Genomic DNA, 16,793 nt, shown 5'->3' with positions numbered 1-16,793 from the left:
AAGCATGACCCGCTTGACGGCTAGCGCCGTCGGAGACCCTTGCAATGCCCGACCAAGATGTACGTCTGCAACACCTGAAAGTTTGGCTCGATGAACAGCTGCCGATCCTCTTTACTCAACAGGGTTGGGGCGCCGTACCCCCGGCCACGTTGACCGCGGCCAGCAGCGACGCGAGTTTCCGTCGTTATTTCCGTTGGAAAGGCGAGGGCCGCAGTTTCATCGTGATGGATGCGCCACCGCCCCAGGAAAACTGCAAACCTTTCGTGGATATCGCGTTTTTGCTGGCGAAATCCGGCATCAACGTGCCGAAAATTTACGCCGAGGACCTTGAACGCGGGTTTCTTTTGCTCAATGACCTGGGTAACCAGACCTATCTGGATGTGATCAACGGCGACAATGCCGATGATTTATTCCGCGATGCCCTGCAAGCGTTGCTGGCTTTCCAGCAACTGCCGATGGTGGCGCCGCTGCCCAGCTACGATGTTGCCTTGCTGCGTCGGGAGCTGGAGCTGTTCCCCGAGTGGTACGTCAAGCGTGAGCTGGGTATCGAATTCGATTCGACCCAGCAGCAACTCTGGGATCAGGCCTCGGATCTTTTGATCAACAGTGCCCTGGCCCAGCCAAAGGTGCTGGTGCACCGCGACTACATGCCGCGCAACCTGATGCTCAGCGAGCCGAACCCTGGCGTACTGGACTTTCAGGACGCGGTCTATGGCCCCGTCACCTACGACGTGACCTGCCTGTTCAAGGACGCCTTCCTCAGTTGGCCCGAGGAGCGCGTGCGCGGTTGGCTGGTGGATTACTGGCAACAGGCCGGCGCCCTCGGCATTGCGGTTCAGCCGGATGTCGAAGATTTCCTGCGGGCCAGCGACTTGATGGGCGTACAGCGCCATCTCAAAGTCATCGGGATTTTCGCGCGCATTTGCCACCGCGACGGCAAGCCGCGTTATCTGACCGATGTACCGCGCTTCTTTGCATATATAGACGCGGTCATCGCTCGTCGCCCTGAACTGGCGCCGCTGGATGAACTGCTTTGCAGCTTGCGTCAATCGGCCGGAGCGACGGCATGAAGGCGATGATCCTGGCGGCGGGCAAGGGCGAGCGGATGCGCCCCCTGACGCTCACCACGCCCAAGCCGCTGGTTCGAGCCGGCGGCGTGCCCTTGATTGAATACCACCTGCGGGCCCTGGCCAGGGCTGGTTTTACCGAGATCGTGATCAATCATGCCTGGCTCGGTCAGCAGATCGAAGACCATCTGGGGGACGGTTCGCGCTTTGGCGTGAGCATTCATTTCTCGCCAGAAGGTGAGCCGCTGGAAACCGGCGGCGGAATTTTCCGGGCCTTGCCGCTGCTGGGCGACGAAGCGTTCGTGGTGGTCAATGGCGATATCTGGACCGATTACGATTTTAGCGCTTTGCGCCAACCCCTCGAAGGGCTGGCGCATCTGGTGCTGGTGGATAATCCCGAGCACCACCCGGACGGCGATTTCATCCTGGCCGACGGAAAGGTTCACGATGGCGAGCCTGCTGCCGACAAACTGACTTATAGCGGCATCGCCGTCCTGCACCCGCAGCTGTTCGACGGCTGCCCGGACGGTGCGTTCAGGCTTGCACCGCTGCTGCGCAAGGCCATGGCCGAGGGGCGCGTCAGTGGAGAGCACCTGAAAGGACACTGGGTGGATGTCGGAACCCATGAACGTTTGGCGCAGGTCGAAACCTTGATAAAAGCGAGCCGTTGATATGTGGTGGCCAGGGACTCTGATCGGAGCCGGAGCGGGCTTTGCAATAGCCAGCATTCCGGGGGCCATGCTGGGTGCGTTGTTGGGGCAGGCGTTGGATCGACGCCTGAACCTGCAGAGCTGGGCGCAGGTACGGGAGCGACTGGGCGGTCGTCCAGCGCTGCGCAACGATGAATTGTTGTTTGTGTTATTGGGGCGTTTGGCGAAAAGCGATGGGCGCGTGGTTGATGGCCACATCCAGCAGGCTCGCCAGGAAATGCGCGCCCTGGACCTGAGTGAAGCGGCCCAGCGCCGGGCCATCGCTGCGTTCAACCGAGGCAAGTCTGGAAACGACCGCTTGCGCGGTTATTTGCGTCGCCTCAGCACTCAGCCGCATGCGGCTGAAGGTGTCCTGCGGGCCTGTTGGCGGATGGTCTGGGCCGACGGGCGGGCCGGTGTAGGCGAACGTGAATTGATTGCCCGGTGGGGCAAGTGGCTGGGCTGGACACGGCAGCAGGTCCAGGCGTTGGCGACGGATTACGAACCACAGAAACTGTCGCCGCCCAACAGTGGCGTGACGTATCAGGAGGCGATGCGTTTGTTGGGGGTTTCTGCAACCAGTGAACCCTCGCAGATCAAGCGCGCCTACCGCCGCCTGCTCAGCCGTCACCACCCGGACAAGATTGCCGGCAGTGGGGCGACACCCGTGCAGGTGCGGGAAGCCACCGATAAAACCCGGGAGTTGCATAACGCCTATCGGTTGATTCGCGAGCGGCGCGATTTCCGGTAATCATCCGCACAATTGTGGCGAGGGGATTTATCCCCTCGCCACATTATGTCTCCGACCTGATGTCTGTAGTGACCCTTATTCTCCCGGCTTCTGCGGGCTCAACCAGCCCCGAACCCGGCGGAACAACTGTTCCTGCTCCGCCGAAGGGTTCGGCAGGGCGTTGAGGGAAACCTGGCTGAAGGTCGAGCCTTTCAAGCGTTTGCTCGCTTGCAAGCGTTCCAGTGCCGCGTTGCGGTCCAGCGGTTTTTCCGAGTAGAAAATGTCGGCGGTTGCCAGTTTCAGGGTTGGCGTCAGTTCGGCCAAGCCGGGTTTGGCGGTGACTGGGGTCTGGGCGGCGACCATCACGAAGCGTTCGATTTGCGAGGGTTGTTTTTCATTCAGGTAGCGCGCCGCCCAATAGGCGCCCGTGCCATGGCCCAACAGGACAATGCTGCGGGCACTCTGCTGTTCGGCATACGCCAGCGCCGCATCGATGCGGGCGAAGATTCGCTCGGCATCGGCCTTGGCGTGTTCCTCGCTCGTTTCGGCAACGGCCGGGTCTGCCGCGTCGGCTTCGCCCCCTGCAACCTGTTCGATCGGCGCTGCAGTAGTGGCGTCTGGCGCCGCGGCAGCCGTGTCGGCCGCCTTGGTCTCGGGCGGTGCTTGCACCACGCGCGGTGCGATGACGTCGCTTTGCAGGTCTGGCAGGGTGATACTCAGACTGCTCCATTCGACGTCAGGCAATTTTTTACGCAACGGGCCGATCACTTGAGGCCAGTCAGCGGTTTCGCCTGCGCCGGGAATTATGATGACCGCGCCTTTGGGTTCGCTGGTGTTGGCCGGTTTCCAGAGCGCCAGGAACGTATCGCTGCCGGTCTGTAGCTGTTGTTGTTCCTGAACCGGGACTTGTCGTTCGAGTGCCGTGGCTTCTTCCTGGCTACGCTCAAGCAAGGGCTGGCGTTCGGCCGGTTTTTCCTCGGCAGGTTGCTCCGTCGCGGCGGGTGCCGGTTCGCTGGCGTGTGCAGAAAAGGCACTCGGCAGGATCAGCGACAGGCACAATGCTGGCAATGCCAGGCGGTAAACAGAGGGCATCGGATATTCCATGACCAGAAGTATTTCCGGCAGCCTAATGGGTTGGTCAGTATTTGTCAGTGCATGAGACTTCGATGATGCGTTTTTGCTGCCTGTGGGTTATCGGCTGTTTATGGCTTCCCTTGATGGCGTGGGCCGCGCCCGCGCCATCGGCGCATGGGGTGCAATTGAATGCGGAGCAGCGCGAGTGGCTTGCGCAACATCCGCAATTGCGGGTCGGTCTGGTATTGCAGGCGCCCTATGCGCAATACGACCGGCGCTTGCAGCGTTTGTCGGGCACCAATGTCGAGCTGATGCAATGGCTGGGCAAGGCGTTGAATGTCGAGCTGACCTGGCGCAACTTCCAGGACTTGGGGCAACTGGAAACCGCACTGCGCGACGGTGAGGTGGATATCGCGCCGGGCCTGAACCAGACGCCGGGCGGGCTCAGGCTCTGGCAGTTTTCCGACCCTTACATGCGCGTGCCGCAACTGATCGTCGGCGAGCAGAAGGGCGCCGAGGGCGTGGAGCTGGAAAAGCTCGATGCCCAGACCCGTGTTGCGGTGCGCATGCCCAGTGCCACGGCCGATTATCTGCGTGGCAATTACCCGACGCTGAATCTGCAGGGCGTGCCGCTGGAGCGCCAGGCCCTGCAATTGCTGCTGAGCCAGCAGGCTCGTTACGCCGTGGTCGACGAGGCGCAGCTGGGACGGTTGATGGTCGAGCCCGAGTTTTCCGGGTTGGTGGTGGTGGGCGACATTGGTCTGCCGCAACTGCTACGGGTCGCCACGCGCCGGGACTGGCCACAGCTGGCTGAAATCGTCGACGCCGGTTTACAGGCGATCCCGGCCAAGGAGCTGGAGCAACTGCACAGTCGCTGGCTCAAGCCCAAATATCCGCGCCTGACCGAGACCCCGGGTTTCTGGCAAAACCTGACCCTGTTGATGTTGGCCTTGCTATTGAGCAGCGTGTCCATCGTGTTCTGGCAGCGCCGCCAGCAACGGGCGCTGGAGCGTCGCCTGCGTTCCGCGCGTGAAGACATCGCCCAGCGCGCGGCCAGTGAAGAGGCTTTGCGCCTGACGCAGTTTTCCATTGATCAGAGCACCGTTGGCATTCTCTGGGTTAACTGGGACAGCCACGTGCGCTATGCCAACCGCGCTGCCGAAACCATGCTGGGGTATGAGCCGGGGGCCATCATTGAACGGCCCTTGATCGATTTCGAGCCGGGTCTGCACATGGATCGTTGGCTGAACCTGTGGAAGCGCGCCAGGGCCAGTGAAGACGGACCGCAGAGTTTCGAAACCGAATGCGTGCGGGCCGATGGAAGCATCCTGCCGGCCGACGTCTCCCTGAGCTTCCTGCGTTTTCGCGACGCCGAATACCTGGTGGTTTACCTCAATGATGTGACCGAGCGCCGTCGTGCGCTGGCGGCGTTGCGCGAGAGCGAAGCGCGCTTGCAAGGCATCGCCGCCAACGTGCCGGGCCTGGTCTTTCGCCTGGAGCGGGCGCCGGTGACCGGCCAGATCGACTTTGCCTACATCAGCGAAGGCAGCGAAAGCCTGGTGGGGTATTCCCCGGCGACGCTGGCGCGCAGCGACACTGGCTTGCGCAGCCTGGTGCATCCGGACGACAAGGCCAGTTACCACCGCACCCAGGACCAGGCGCTGGACAGCGACAGTGACTGGTCGTGGCAAGGCCGCATCCTGACCCGCGAAGGCCGGGAGCGTTGGGCCGAGATCAAGGCGATAACCCGTCGTCTTGAAGATGGCGCTTATGTCTGGGACGGTATCGTCTGGGATATCACCGAAAGCAAGCGTATTGAACTGGAACTGGCCAGTTCCCGGGAGCAGCTGCGCGAGTTGTCGGCGCACCTGGAAAGCGTGCGGGAAGAGGAAAAGGCGCGCATTGCCCGGGAAGTGCACGACGAGCTGGGCCAAATGCTGACGGTGTTGAAGCTGGAAACGTCCATGTGTGAACTGGCCTACGCGCAACTGGATCCTGGCCTGCATGAACGCCTCAACAGCATGAAGCGCCTGATCGCCCAGTTGTTCCAGTTGGTGCGGGACGTGGCGACGGCGCTGCGTCCGCCGATCCTCGATGCCGGTATCGCCTCGGCCATCGAATGGCAGGCCCGGCGCTTTGAAGCGCGTACACAGATCCCGTGCCTGGTGCAGGTGCCGGACAATCTGCCGCCCTTGAGTGACGCCAAGGCCATCGGCCTGTTCCGGATCCTCCAGGAAGCACTGACCAATGTGATGCGTCATGCCCAGGCGCATACTGTGGAACTGACGCTGGTTCAGGAAGGCGACGAATTGTGTCTGACAGTCAGCGATGACGGTGTAGGCTTTATTGCCAGTACGGGGCGGCCAACGTCCTTTGGCCTGGTCGGCATGCGTGAGCGGGTGTTGATCATGGGCGGGCAATTGTCCCTGGAAAGCGAGCCAGGGGAGGGTACGACCCTGTCGGTGCGGGTACCGTTGAATGAGGCTTGATGGCTTGCTGTTGCCTGGGCTGGCGCTATCGCGAGCAGGTTCGCTCCCACATTGATTGAGGCCTGCACAAACCCTGTGGGAGCAAGTTTGCTCGCGATGAGATCCTGAATCTGGAGAAGAATGTGATCCGTGTACTGGTAGCCGAAGACCACACCATCGTGCGCGAAGGCATCAAGCAGTTGATCGGCCTGGCGAAGGACTTGCTGGTGGTGGGGGAGGCGAGCAACGGCGAACAGTTGCTCGAAACCCTGCGGCATGTGCCGTGCGAAGTGGTGCTGCTGGATATTTCCATGCCGGGGGTCAATGGCCTGGAGGCGATCCCGCGGATCCGTGCATTGAACAATCCACCCGCCATTCTGGTGTTGTCGATGCACGACGAGGCGCAAATGGCCGCCCGTGCCCTGAAGGTCGGCGCCGCTGGCTATGCGACCAAGGACAGCGACCCGGCCTTGCTGCTCATGGCGATTCGCAAGGTCGCGGCCGGCGGGCGTTACATCGACCCTGACCTGGCCGACCGCATGGTCTTCGAAGTCGGCCTGACCGACACCCGTCCGCTGCACTCGCTGCTGTCCGAGCGCGAGTTCTCGGTCTTCGAGCGCCTGGCCCAAGGCGCCAACGTCAACGACATCGCCCAGCAACTGGCCCTGAGCAGCAAGACCATCAGCACCCACAAGGCGCGGCTGATGCAGAAGCTCAACATCACCTCATTGGCGGAACTGGTGAAGTACGCGATGGAGCACAAGCTGCTCTAAGCCCTTGTGGGAGCGAGCTTGCTCGCGATGGCGTCGGACCATTCAGCATCGATGTTGGCTGACACACCGCTATCGCGAGCAAGCTCGCTCCCACAGGGGATAGTGTCGACATACCTATTTGCGACACGCCCCAACACCGCTTTTACCCAACACTTGCAGTTCGCCGCTTCAAACTCGCCGCTGCCCTTATCCAATCCCGCCATCGCTGTAGGGCAATCCCTACCCCGACTCTTCCATCCGGCTGAGGCGATTCTCTCCTGCGCCCCGATTTGCGCAGGCCCCAGGGTCCACTAGGCTTGATTCACAAGCAGTCATCAATACAAAAAGGTGCGGGTATGAGCCAGGTCGATTCAAGCGCGGGGGCCAGTGATGTGCTGGTCAGCTTTCGTGGTGTGCAAAAGAGCTACGACGGCGAGAACCTGATCGTCAAAGACCTCAACCTGGATATTCGCAAAGGCGAATTCCTGACCCTGCTCGGGCCGTCAGGTTCCGGCAAGACCACCAGCCTGATGATGCTCGCCGGGTTTGAAACCCCTACCGCCGGTGAGATCCAACTGGCCGGGCGCGCCATCAACAACGTGCCACCTCACAAGCGCGACATCGGCATGGTGTTCCAGAACTATGCCTTGTTCCCGCACATGACCGTCGCCGAGAACCTGGCGTTCCCGCTGACCGTGCGCGGCCTGAACAAGAGCGACGTGGGCGACCGGGTCAAGCGCGTCTTGAGCATGGTCCAGCTGGACACTTTCGCCCAACGCTACCCGGCGCAATTGTCCGGCGGCCAACAACAGCGCGTGGCTTTGGCGCGTGCGCTGGTGTTCGAGCCGCAATTGGTGCTGATGGACGAACCCCTCGGCGCGCTGGACAAGCAATTGCGTGAACACATGCAGATGGAAATCAAACACCTGCACCAGCGTCTGGGCGTGACCGTGGTCTACGTGACCCACGACCAGGGCGAAGCCTTGACCATGTCCGACCGCGTGGCGGTGTTCCACCAGGGTGAGATCCAGCAGATCGCCCCGCCGCGCACGCTCTATGAAGAGCCGAAAAACACCTTCGTCGCCAACTTCATCGGCGAGAACAATCGTCTCAACGGCCGTCTGCACAGCCACACCGGTGACCGTTGCCTGGTGGAGCTGGGGCGCGGCGAGAAGGTCGAGGCGCTGGCGGTGAATGTTGGCAAGCCCGGCGAGCCGGTGACGCTGTCGATTCGCCCGGAGCGGGTGAGCCTCAACGGCGCAAGCGAACAATGTGTCAACCGCTTCTCAGGGAGGGTGGCGGAATTTATCTATCTGGGCGACCACGTCCGGGTTCGCCTGGAAGTCTGCGGCAAGAATGACTTCTTCGTGAAACAACCGATTGCCGAGCTCGATCCCGGGCTCGCCGTTGGGGACGTGGTTCCGCTTGGCTGGCAAGTCGAGCATGTGCGTGCGCTCGATCCCCTTCTAGAGGCGAATTGATCGCCCCAGCTGTACCAACACCAACCCTGCACGTGGAGAGAACAATAAATGTTGAGATCCCTTAAGTTCACCGCCCTGACTCTGGGCATGATGGGTGCGGCAAGCGCAATGGCGGCGGGCCCGGACCTGACCGTGGTGTCTTTCGGCGGGGCGAACAAGGCGGCGCAGGTCAAAGCCTTCTACGCACCGTGGGAAGCGGCCGGCAACGGCAAGATCGTGGCTGGCGAGTACAACGGCGAAATGGCCAAGGTCAAGGCCATGGTCGACACCAAGAGCGTTTCGTGGGACCTGGTGGAAGTCGAGTCCCCGGAATTGTCCCGTGGTTGTGATGAAGACATGTTCGAGCAACTGGACCCAGCGCTGTTCGGCAAGGCCGAAGACTACGTCAAGGGCGCCATCCAGCCGTGCGGTGTCGGTTTCTTCGTGTGGTCGACCGTGCTGGCCTACAACGCCGACAAACTGAAAACCGCGCCGACCAGTTGGGCGGACTTCTGGGACACCAAGCAATTTCCGGGCAAGCGCGGTCTGCGCAAGGGCGCCAAGTACACCCTGGAATTCGCCTTGATGGCCGACGGCGTGGCGCCGAAAGACGTCTACAAAGTGCTGGCCGGCAAAGACGGTCAGGATCGTGCCTTCAAGAAACTCGACGAACTCAAGCCGAACATCCAGTGGTGGGAGGCCGGCGCCCAGCCGCCGCAGTACCTGGCCTCCGGTGACGTGGTCATGAGCTCGGCCTACAACGGCCGGATCGCTGCGGTCCAGAAAGAAAGCAACCTGAAAGTGGTGTGGAACGGCGGCATCTACGACTTCGACGCTTGGGCCATTCCGCGCGGCCTGGACAAGACCCGCGCAGAAGCGGCGAAGAAATTCATCGCCTTCTCCGTAGCACCGCAGCAGCAGAAGACCTACTCGGAAAACATCGCGTACGGCCCGGCCAACACCCAGGCAGTCCCGTTGCTGGCCAAGGATGTCCTGACCAACATGCCGACCACCCCGGAAAACATCGCCAACCAGGTGCAGATCGACGTCAGCTTCTGGGCTGACAACGGTGAGCAACTGGAGCAGCGCTTCAATTCCTGGGCGGCCAAGTAACCCGACGGTCTGAAACCGGATGAGATCCATGTGGGAGCGAGCTTGCTCGCGATAGCGGTCTGTCAGGCACCTCAGTATTGAATGTGCCGCAGCCATCGCGAGCAAGCTCGCTCCCACAGGTTCCTGCATCAACTCGGGTGTTTCAAAAGAACAGAGGCGGCACGCCGCCCCTGTAACGATCAAAAAGATTTGCGGAGTTCGCCATGGCCATCGCCGTTCCACTGAACGCGGGCACCAGCCCCACCCTGAAGCAGCGGCTCAAGCGCGCCGAGCGGGTCAACCGCTGGAAGGCCCAGGCCTTGATCGCGCCGCTGGTACTGTTTCTGTTGCTGGTGTTCCTGGTGCCGATCGTGGCGCTGCTGTTCAAAAGCGTCAGCAACCCGGAAGTCGTCAGCGCCATGCCGCGCACCGTGGCGGCGGTCGCTACGTGGGACGGGCGTGGGTTGCCGGGTGAGCCGGTGTACAAGGCAGCCAGTGAAGACCTGGCCGAAGCCCGCAAGAATCAGACCCTGGGCGATCTGTCCAAGCGCCTGAACATGGAACTGGCCGGCTATCGTAGCCTGCTGACCAAGACCGCTCGAGCGCTGCCGTTTGCCACCGAGCCGGCCTCCTATAAAGAAGCGTTGGAAAACCTCGACGAGCGCTGGGGCGATCCCGCGTACTGGCAGGTGATCCGTCGCAACACCAGCGACGTCACCCCGTATTACTTGCTGGCGGCCGTCGATCATCGAATCGACGACCTCGGCGAACTGGCCCCAGCCACTCCCGACCAGGCGATCTACCTCGACATTTTCACTCGCACGTTCTGGATGGGCCTGGTGATCACCGCGATTTGCCTGGTGCTCGCTTATCCGTTGGCCTACCTGCTGGCGAACCTGCCATCGCGCCAGAGCAACCTGCTGATGATCCTGGTGCTGCTGCCATTCTGGACTTCGATCCTGGTGCGGGTTGCCGCATGGATCGTGCTGCTGCAGTCGGGCGGCCTGATCAACAGCGGCCTGATGGCCATGGGCATCATCGATAAACCCCTGGAGCTGGTGTTCAACCGCACCGGTGTCTACATCTCCATGGTCCATATCCTGCTGCCGTTCATGATCCTGCCGATCTACAGCGTGATGAAGGGCATCTCGCCAACCTACATGCGTGCGGCGATTTCCCTGGGCTGCCATCCGTTCGCCAGTTTCTGGCGGGTGTATTTCCCGCAGACCTATGCCGGTGTCGGCGCTGGCTGCCTGTTGGTGTTCATCCTTGCCATCGGCTACTACATCACCCCGGCGCTGCTGGGCAGCCCGAACGATCAGATGGTCAGCTACTTCGTCGCGTTCTACACCAACACCAGTATCAACTGGGGCATGGCCACGGCGCTCGGCGGGCTGCTGTTGCTGGCGACCATCGTGCTTTATCTGATTTACAGCTGGCTGGTGGGCGCCAGTCGCCTGCGCCTGAGCTAAGGGGAGATCGAAATGCTGAGTCCTTACATGTCCCCCGTTGAACGGGTGTGGTTCTACAGCTTGCGCATACTCTGCGGGCTGATCCTGTTGTTCCTGATCCTGCCGGTACTGGTGATCATTCCGCTGTCGTTCAACTCCGGCAGCTTCCTGGTGTACCCGCTGCAAGGTTTCTCTCTGCAGTGGTACCACGATTTCTTCGCCTCGGCCGAATGGATGCGGGCGCTGAAAAACAGCATTATCGTGGCCCCGGCAGCGACCTTGCTGGCGATGATTTTCGGCACGCTGGCGGCCATCGGCCTGACCCGGGGTGACTTCCCGGGCAAGGCGCTGGTGATGGCCCTGGTGATTTCGCCCATGGTGGTGCCGGTGGTGATCATCGGTGTGGCCAGCTACCTGTTCTTCGCGCCGCTGGGGATGGGCAACAGCTTCCTCTCGCTGATTGTGGTCCACGCCGTGCTGGGCGTGCCGTTCGTGATCATCACGGTGTCGGCGACCTTGCAGGGGTTCAACCACAACCTGGTTCGGGCCGCCGCCAGTCTTGGGGCTTCGCCATTGACCGCGTTTCGTCGGGTGACCCTGCCGTTGATCGCCCCCGGTGTGATCTCCGGCGCGTTGTTCGCCTTCGCGACATCGTTCGATGAAGTGGTGGTGACTTTGTTTCTGGCAGGTCCCGAGCAGGCGACCCTGCCACGGCAGATGTTCAGCGGTATCCGCGAAAACCTCAGCCCGACCATCGCCGCCGCGGCGACGCTGTTGATTGCCTTCTCGGTGATCCTGCTGCTGACCCTGGAGTGGTTGCGTGGGCGCAGCGAGAAACTGCGTACTACTCAAGTCTGAGGCCCAATGTAAAACCATTGTGGGAGCGGGCTTGCTCGCGAAAGCGGTGTATCAGTCGACATATCTATTGAATGTTGCGCCGCATTCGCGAGCAAGCCCGCTCCTACAGTGGATTTGCGATGGATTCATGAGCTGAATAGCAGACAACCCGCAATACCGAGCTATCCTTGTGCCAGCCCATACTCGAATAAGAGGCCGCGCACATGAGTCTTTCCTCATTCAAGATCGCCCACAAACTGATCACCGGTGCCGCTGCCATCGAGCAACTGGCGGCCGAGCTGACGCGGCTGGACGTCGACAACCCGCTGATCGTGACTGACGCCGCGCTGGTCAAGTCCGGTACCGTGGAGCTGGCCTTGCAACACCTGGGCGGGCGCGACTACGAAATTTTCGACCGGGTCATGCCGGACCCGGAAATCGCCATCGTCGAAGACTGCATGCAGGCCTACCGAGACGGCGGCCATGATGGCCTGATCGGCCTGGGTGGCGGCAGTGCCATCGACATCGCCAAATGCGTGGGGGTCTACGCCGGTTACCACGGCGAGTTGCAGGATATGTTCGGGGTCGACCAGGTACCGCGCAAAGGCGCCCCCATGATCGCCATCCCCACCACAGCCGGGACCGGCTCGGAAGTCACCAATGTGGCGATCCTCTCCGACAAGGCCGCGCAGTTGAAGAAAGGCATCGTCAGCGATTTTCTGCTGCCGGATGTGGCGCTGGTCAGTCCGCAGATGACCCTCACTTGCCCGCGCAGCGTAACGGCGGCCAGTGGCGTCGATGCGTTGGTGCACGCCATCGAGGCCTACCTGTCGCTCAATGCTTCGCCGATCACCGATGCCCTGGCCATCGGCGCAATCAAGCTGATCACTCGCGCCTTGCCCAAGGCCTACGCCAACCCCGCTCACCTGCAAGCCCGCGAGGATATGGCCACCGCCAGCCTGATGGCCGGCATGGCGTTTGGTAACGCCGGGGTCGGGGCAGTGCATGCGCTGGCCTATCCCTTGGGCGGGCGTTTTCACGTCTCCCATGGCGTCGCCAACGCCTTGTTGCTGCCGTATGTCATGGCGTGGAACAAGATGGCCTGCGTCGAGCGCATGCGCGATATTGCCGAAGCCATGGGTATCAAGACCGCGCACCTGAGTGACCTGGAGGCTGCCGACGAAGCCGTGGAGGCGATGACCGCGCTGTGTGCTGCCGTGGAAATACCCAAGGGCCTGAGCGGTCTGGGCGTGACCGAGGACGTGATTCCCTCGATGGCGGTAGAAGCAGCGGGAATAGAGCGGCTGATGCGCAATAATCCGCGCCAACTGAGCGCCGGTGATATCGAGGAGATCTACCGCGCGGCGTATTGATCGACTGTCACGGTGGGCGCGCCAAATCTTGAGGTATACAATGCGCGCCATCGTGATTTCGCTCAAAACAGGTGCGTCATGCAGCCCTTCGTTATTGCTCCGTCGATTCTCTCCGCCGATTTCGCCCGCCTGGGCGAGGAAGTGGACAACGTTCTGGCCGCCGGCGCCGACTTCGTGCACTTCGATGTCATGGACAACCACTATGTACCCAACCTGACCATCGGCCCGATGGTCTGCGCGGCGTTGCGCAAGTACGGCGTCACCGCGCCGATCGACGCGCACCTGATGGTCAGCCCGGTGGACCGCATCGTTGGTGACTTCATCGAGGCCGGTGCCACCTATATCACCTTCCACCCTGAAGCCACGCTGCACGTCGACCGCTCCTTGCAGTTGATCCGCGAAGGCGGTTGCAAGTCCGGCCTGGTGTTCAACCCGGCGACACCGTTGGACGTGCTCGAGTACGTGATGGACAAGGTCGACATGATCCTGCTGATGAGTGTCAACCCGGGTTTCGGTGGGCAGAAATTCATTCCTGGCACCCTCGATAAGCTGCGCAAGGCCCGCGCGCTGATCGATGCGTCGGGCCGTGACATCCGCCTGGAAATCGACGGTGGCGTGAATGTGAACAACATCCGCGAAATCGCCGCCGCGGGTGCCGACACTTTCGTTGCCGGCTCGGCGATCTTCAATGCACCGGACTACAAAGAGGTCATTGAAAAGATGCGCGCCGAATTGGCTCTGGCCCGTCCATGAGCGGTTTCGAGCAGTTGTTCCCCGGCAGTCTGCCGCGTCTGGTGATGTTCGACCTCGATGGCACTCTGGTCGATTCGGTTCCAGACCTCGCTGTCGCCGTGGACCACATGCTGCTCAAGCTCGACCGCCCGCCCGCCGGCCTCGACGCTGTGCGTCAATGGGTCGGCAATGGCGCGCCCATGCTGGTGCGCCGGGCCCTGGCCAACCACATCGATGCCCAGGGTGTCGATGAGGCCGAGGCCGAGCGGGCGCTGGAGCTGTTCAACGAAGCTTACGAGGGCAATCACGAACTGACGGTGGTCTACCCCGGCGTGCGCTCGACCCTCAAATGGCTGAAAAAGCAGGGCGTGGAAATGGCGCTGATCACCAACAAGCCGGAGCGCTTCGTCGCGCCGTTGCTGGATCAGATGAAAATCGGCCGTTATTTCCGCTGGATCATCGGCGGCGACACCTTGCCGCAGAAAAAGCCTGACCCGGCCGCACTGTTCTTCGTGATGAAAATGGCGAACATCCCGGCCTCCCAATCGTTGTTCGTCGGCGACTCGCGCAGTGATGTGCTGGCGGCGAAAGCGGCTGGGGTCAAATGTGTGGCGCTGAGTTACGGCTATAACCATGGTCGGCCGATCGCCGAAGAGTTTCCCACGCTGGTGATCGACGATTTGCGTCTGTTAATTCCCGGTTGCCTGGACCCGGCCGCTGAGATAACGTTGCCCGACGCTGTTCAATCCTCTTCTGGAAACGCCATCGTGGTGGTCACTCGCAAACTCTGGATGAAAGTCATCAAGGCCCTGGCCCGCTGGCGTTGGCGCGCCTGACGTGATCCTGGCCGGTTATCCGGCGCGTTTGCATACCTGACTGTCAGCTTCTCTTGCCACGAGGCACCCCATGATCCGTGAAGAATTCCTGCGTCTAGCCGCTGCCGGCTACAACCGCATCCCGCTTGCCTGCGAAACCCTGGCCGACTTCGACACGCCACTGTCGATCTACTTGAAACTGGCCGACCAGCCCAACTCCTACCTGCTCGAATCGGTACAGGGCGGCGAGAAATGGGGCCGTTACTCCATCATCGGCCTGCCGTGCCGTACCGTGCTACGGGTTCATGACCATCGCATCAGCGTGACCCACGACGGCGTCGAGATCGAAAGCCTGGACGTTGAAGACCCGCTGGCGTTCGTCGAAACCTTCAAGGCCCGTTACAACGTGCCGACCATCCCTGGCCTGCCACGTTTCAACGGTGGCCTGGTGGGGTATTTCGGCTACGACTGCGTGCGCTACGTGGAAAAACGCCTGGGCACCTGTCCGAACCCCGATCCACTGGGCGTTCCGGACATTTTGCTGATGGTGTCCGACGCCGTTGTCGTCTTCGACAACCTCGCGGGAAAGATGCACGCCATTGTCCTGGCTGACCCGTCCCAGGAGGACGCCTACGAGCAAGGCCAACAAAGCCTGCAGGCACTGTTGGAAAAACTCCGTCAGCCGATCACGCCACGCCCCGGCCTGGATTTCAGCAAACAGTCGGCAGCCGACCCGGTGTTCCGCTCCAGTTTCACCCAGGACGATTACGAAAGAGCCGTCGATACCATCAAGGAATACATCCTGGCTGGCGACTGCATGCAGGTAGTGCCGTCGCAACGGATGTCCATCGACTTCAAGGCGGCGCCCATTGACCTGTACCGGGCACTGCGCTGCTTCAACCCGACGCCTTATATGTACTTCTTCAACTTTGGCGACTTCCACGTCGTGGGCAGCTCGCCGGAAGTACTGGTACGGGTCGAAGACAACCTGATCACCGTGCGCCCGATTGCTGGTACTCGTCCCCGTGGCGCCACGGAGGAGGCTGACCGGGCGCTGGAAGAGGACCTGCTGTCTGACGACAAGGAAATCGCCGAGCACCTGATGCTGATCGACCTGGGGCGCAACGACACCGGGCGCGTCTCGGAAGTCGGTTCGGTAAAGCTCACCGAGAAGATGGTCATTGAGCGCTATTCCAACGTGATGCACATCGTCTCCAATGTCACCGGCCAGTTGAAAGCCGGGCTGACGGCGATGGACGCCTTGCGGGCGATCCTGCCGGCGGGCACCTTGTCCGGCGCGCCGAAAATCCGCGCGATGGAGATCATCGACGAACTGGAACCGGTCAAGCGTGGGGTGTACGGCGGGGCCGTGGGTTACTTCGCCTGGAACGGCAACATGGACACCGCCATTGCCATCCGTACCGCGGTGATCAAGAACGGTGAACTGCACGTCCAGGCCGGCGGCGGCATCGTCGCCGACTCGGTGCCAGCGTTGGAATGGGAAGAAACCCTGAACAAGCGTCGGGCGATGTTCCGCGCCGTGGCGTTGGCGGAGCAGACTTCAGGCGACTGAAGTCCTCCACAACAACCTGTGGCCAGGGGCTGTTTTGCTCCGAAGGCCGTATTTAAAGTCAGTGAATCCAAAGGTTGCTACGCCATGTTGCTGATGATCGATAACTACGACTCTTTTACCTACAACGTTGTGCAATACCTCGGGGAGTTGGGCTCCGAGGTCAAAGTCGTGCGCAACGACGAACTGACCATCGCTGAAATTGAAGCCCTCAAGCCTGAGCGCATCGTCGTCTCGCCGGGGCCTTGCACGCCGACCGAAGCGGGCATCTCCATCGAAGCCATCAAATATTTCGCCGGTAAACTGCCAATTCTGGGCGTTTGCCTGGGGCATCAGTCGATTGGCCAAGCGTTTGGTGGCGATGTGGTGCGTGCCCGTCAAGTCATGCACGGTAAAACCAGCCCGGTGTTCCACGAGGACAAGGGCGTGTTCGAAGGGCTGAATCTTCCGCTGACCGTCACCCGCTACCACTCCTTGATCGTCAAGCGCGAAACCCTGCCCGACTGCCTGGAGATAACCGCCTGGACTCAGCTTGAAGACGGTTCGGTGGATGAGATCATGGGGTTGCGCCACAAGACGCTGAATATCGAGGGTGTGCAATTCCATCCCGAGTCTATTCTCACCGAGCAGGGCCACGAACTGTTCGCCAACTTCCTCAAACAAACCGGCGGCACGCGCTAAGG

Annotated in this window: 15 protein-coding genes; 14 read left to right on the top strand and 1 reads right to left on the bottom strand. The window is 61.4% G+C overall.

The annotated features are described in order from the left end of the window. Positions 1–44: 44 nt before the first annotated feature. Genes EPZ47_RS27085 through EPZ47_RS27075 form a run of 3 tightly spaced genes read left to right on the top strand, consistent with a single transcriptional unit; the run spans position 45 to position 2,507 of the window. Positions 45–1,070, top strand: coding sequence for an aminoglycoside phosphotransferase family protein (locus tag EPZ47_RS27085; protein WP_135847460.1), 1,026 nt, complete (start codon positions 45–47; stop codon positions 1,068–1,070). Beyond that, positions 1,067–1,738 carry an N-acetylmuramate alpha-1-phosphate uridylyltransferase MurU gene (murU, locus tag EPZ47_RS27080; RefSeq protein ID WP_135847459.1) on the top strand — a complete coding sequence of 224 codons (672 nt, stop codon included), beginning with the start codon at positions 1,067–1,069 and terminating at the stop codon, positions 1,736–1,738. Before EPZ47_RS27085 ends, murU begins: the two co-directional genes overlap by 4 nt. A 1-nt stretch (position 1,739) precedes the next feature. Then, entirely contained in the window at positions 1,740–2,507 is a 768-nt protein-coding gene (locus tag EPZ47_RS27075) for a TerB family tellurite resistance protein (RefSeq protein WP_135847458.1), read from the top strand. A gap of 75 nt (positions 2,508–2,582) precedes the next feature. On the opposite strand, the gene EPZ47_RS27070 is transcribed toward EPZ47_RS27075, so the two are convergent. Continuing rightward, positions 2,583–3,578: an alpha/beta hydrolase family protein gene (locus EPZ47_RS27070; RefSeq protein WP_135847457.1), complete on the bottom strand. Its 996-nt coding sequence runs from the start codon at positions 3,576–3,578 to the stop codon at positions 2,583–2,585. 74 nt (positions 3,579–3,652) lie between these two features. Here EPZ47_RS27070 and EPZ47_RS27065 point away from each other — a divergent pair, with 74 nt between their 5' ends. The 11 genes from EPZ47_RS27065 (at position 3,653) to EPZ47_RS27010 (ending at position 16,791) form a co-directional block, all read left to right on the top strand. Further along, the gene (locus EPZ47_RS27065) at positions 3,653–6,049 is read left to right on the top strand and encodes a PAS domain-containing sensor histidine kinase (protein WP_135847456.1); all 2,397 of its coding nucleotides are present in this window, start codon (positions 3,653–3,655) and stop codon (positions 6,047–6,049) included. A gap of 122 nt (positions 6,050–6,171) precedes the next feature. Further along, a complete protein-coding gene (locus EPZ47_RS27060) occupies positions 6,172–6,801 on the top strand; it encodes a response regulator (RefSeq protein WP_003177702.1) in 630 nt (209 codons plus the stop codon). A gap of 335 nt (positions 6,802–7,136) precedes the next feature. Next, positions 7,137–8,261 carry an ABC transporter ATP-binding protein gene (locus EPZ47_RS27055; protein WP_135847455.1) on the top strand — a complete coding sequence of 375 codons (1,125 nt, stop codon included), beginning with the start codon at positions 7,137–7,139 and terminating at the stop codon, positions 8,259–8,261. Between the two features lie 48 nt (positions 8,262–8,309). Further along, on the top strand, positions 8,310–9,353 hold the full coding sequence (locus EPZ47_RS27050; RefSeq protein ID WP_014340502.1) for an ABC transporter substrate-binding protein: 1,044 nt from the start codon (positions 8,310–8,312) through the stop codon (positions 9,351–9,353). Between the two features lie 203 nt (positions 9,354–9,556). Continuing rightward, positions 9,557–10,804 (top strand): ABC transporter permease, encoded by a 1,248-nt coding sequence (locus tag EPZ47_RS27045; RefSeq protein ID WP_135847454.1) that lies wholly within the window; start codon positions 9,557–9,559, stop codon positions 10,802–10,804. A 12-nt stretch (positions 10,805–10,816) separates the two neighbouring features. Continuing rightward, entirely contained in the window at positions 10,817–11,641 is an 825-nt protein-coding gene (locus EPZ47_RS27040; RefSeq protein WP_135847453.1) for an ABC transporter permease, read from the top strand. A 203-nt stretch (positions 11,642–11,844) separates the two neighbouring features. Further along, on the top strand, positions 11,845–12,993 hold the full coding sequence (locus tag EPZ47_RS27030) for an iron-containing alcohol dehydrogenase (RefSeq protein WP_135847452.1): 1,149 nt from the start codon (positions 11,845–11,847) through the stop codon (positions 12,991–12,993). 78 nt (positions 12,994–13,071) lie between these two features. Further along, the gene (rpe, locus tag EPZ47_RS27025; protein WP_135847451.1) at positions 13,072–13,746 is read left to right on the top strand and encodes a ribulose-phosphate 3-epimerase; all 675 of its coding nucleotides are present in this window, start codon (positions 13,072–13,074) and stop codon (positions 13,744–13,746) included. Further along, positions 13,743–14,561 carry a phosphoglycolate phosphatase gene (locus EPZ47_RS27020; protein ID WP_135847450.1) on the top strand — a complete coding sequence of 273 codons (819 nt, stop codon included), beginning with the start codon at positions 13,743–13,745 and terminating at the stop codon, positions 14,559–14,561. The genes rpe and EPZ47_RS27020 overlap by 4 nt, the downstream gene beginning before the upstream one ends. 70 nt (positions 14,562–14,631) lie before the next feature. Beyond that, positions 14,632–16,113, top strand: coding sequence for an anthranilate synthase component I (trpE, locus tag EPZ47_RS27015; protein ID WP_135847449.1), 1,482 nt, complete (start codon positions 14,632–14,634; stop codon positions 16,111–16,113). Between the two features lie 84 nt (positions 16,114–16,197). Continuing rightward, positions 16,198–16,791, top strand: coding sequence for an aminodeoxychorismate/anthranilate synthase component II (locus EPZ47_RS27010; RefSeq protein ID WP_135847448.1), 594 nt, complete (start codon positions 16,198–16,200; stop codon positions 16,789–16,791). The last annotated feature ends 2 nt before the right edge of the window (positions 16,792–16,793 follow it).

The sequence above is a fragment of the Pseudomonas viciae genome (genome assembly GCF_004786035.1).
Lineage (GTDB): Bacteria > Pseudomonadota > Gammaproteobacteria > Pseudomonadales > Pseudomonadaceae > Aquipseudomonas > Aquipseudomonas viciae.
Note: the sequence above shows the minus strand (reverse complement) of the source record. Positions and strands in the feature narration are given on the sequence as shown.

Excerpts from the sequence above, each read along its gene's own strand:
- EPZ47_RS27085 (WP_135847460.1), top strand. The coding sequence starts at position 45 with ATGCCCGACCAAGATGTACGTCTGCAACACCTGAAAGTTTGGCTCGAT.
- murU (WP_135847459.1), top strand. The coding sequence starts at position 1,067 with ATGAAGGCGATGATCCTGGCGGCGGGCAAGGGCGAGCGGATGCGCCCC.
- EPZ47_RS27075 (WP_135847458.1), top strand. The coding sequence starts at position 1,740 with ATGTGGTGGCCAGGGACTCTGATCGGAGCCGGAGCGGGCTTTGCAATA.
- EPZ47_RS27070 (WP_135847457.1), bottom strand. The coding sequence starts at position 3,578 with ATGCCCTCTGTTTACCGCCTGGCATTGCCAGCATTGTGCCTGTCGCTG.
- EPZ47_RS27065 (WP_135847456.1), top strand. The coding sequence starts at position 3,653 with ATGATGCGTTTTTGCTGCCTGTGGGTTATCGGCTGTTTATGGCTTCCC.
- EPZ47_RS27055 (WP_135847455.1), top strand. The coding sequence starts at position 7,137 with ATGAGCCAGGTCGATTCAAGCGCGGGGGCCAGTGATGTGCTGGTCAGC.
- EPZ47_RS27050 (WP_014340502.1), top strand. The coding sequence starts at position 8,310 with ATGTTGAGATCCCTTAAGTTCACCGCCCTGACTCTGGGCATGATGGGT.
- EPZ47_RS27045 (WP_135847454.1), top strand. The coding sequence starts at position 9,557 with ATGGCCATCGCCGTTCCACTGAACGCGGGCACCAGCCCCACCCTGAAG.
- EPZ47_RS27040 (WP_135847453.1), top strand. The coding sequence starts at position 10,817 with ATGCTGAGTCCTTACATGTCCCCCGTTGAACGGGTGTGGTTCTACAGC.
- EPZ47_RS27030 (WP_135847452.1), top strand. The coding sequence starts at position 11,845 with ATGAGTCTTTCCTCATTCAAGATCGCCCACAAACTGATCACCGGTGCC.
- rpe (WP_135847451.1), top strand. The coding sequence starts at position 13,072 with ATGCAGCCCTTCGTTATTGCTCCGTCGATTCTCTCCGCCGATTTCGCC.
- EPZ47_RS27020 (WP_135847450.1), top strand. The coding sequence starts at position 13,743 with ATGAGCGGTTTCGAGCAGTTGTTCCCCGGCAGTCTGCCGCGTCTGGTG.
- trpE (WP_135847449.1), top strand. The coding sequence starts at position 14,632 with ATGATCCGTGAAGAATTCCTGCGTCTAGCCGCTGCCGGCTACAACCGC.
- EPZ47_RS27010 (WP_135847448.1), top strand. The coding sequence starts at position 16,198 with ATGTTGCTGATGATCGATAACTACGACTCTTTTACCTACAACGTTGTG.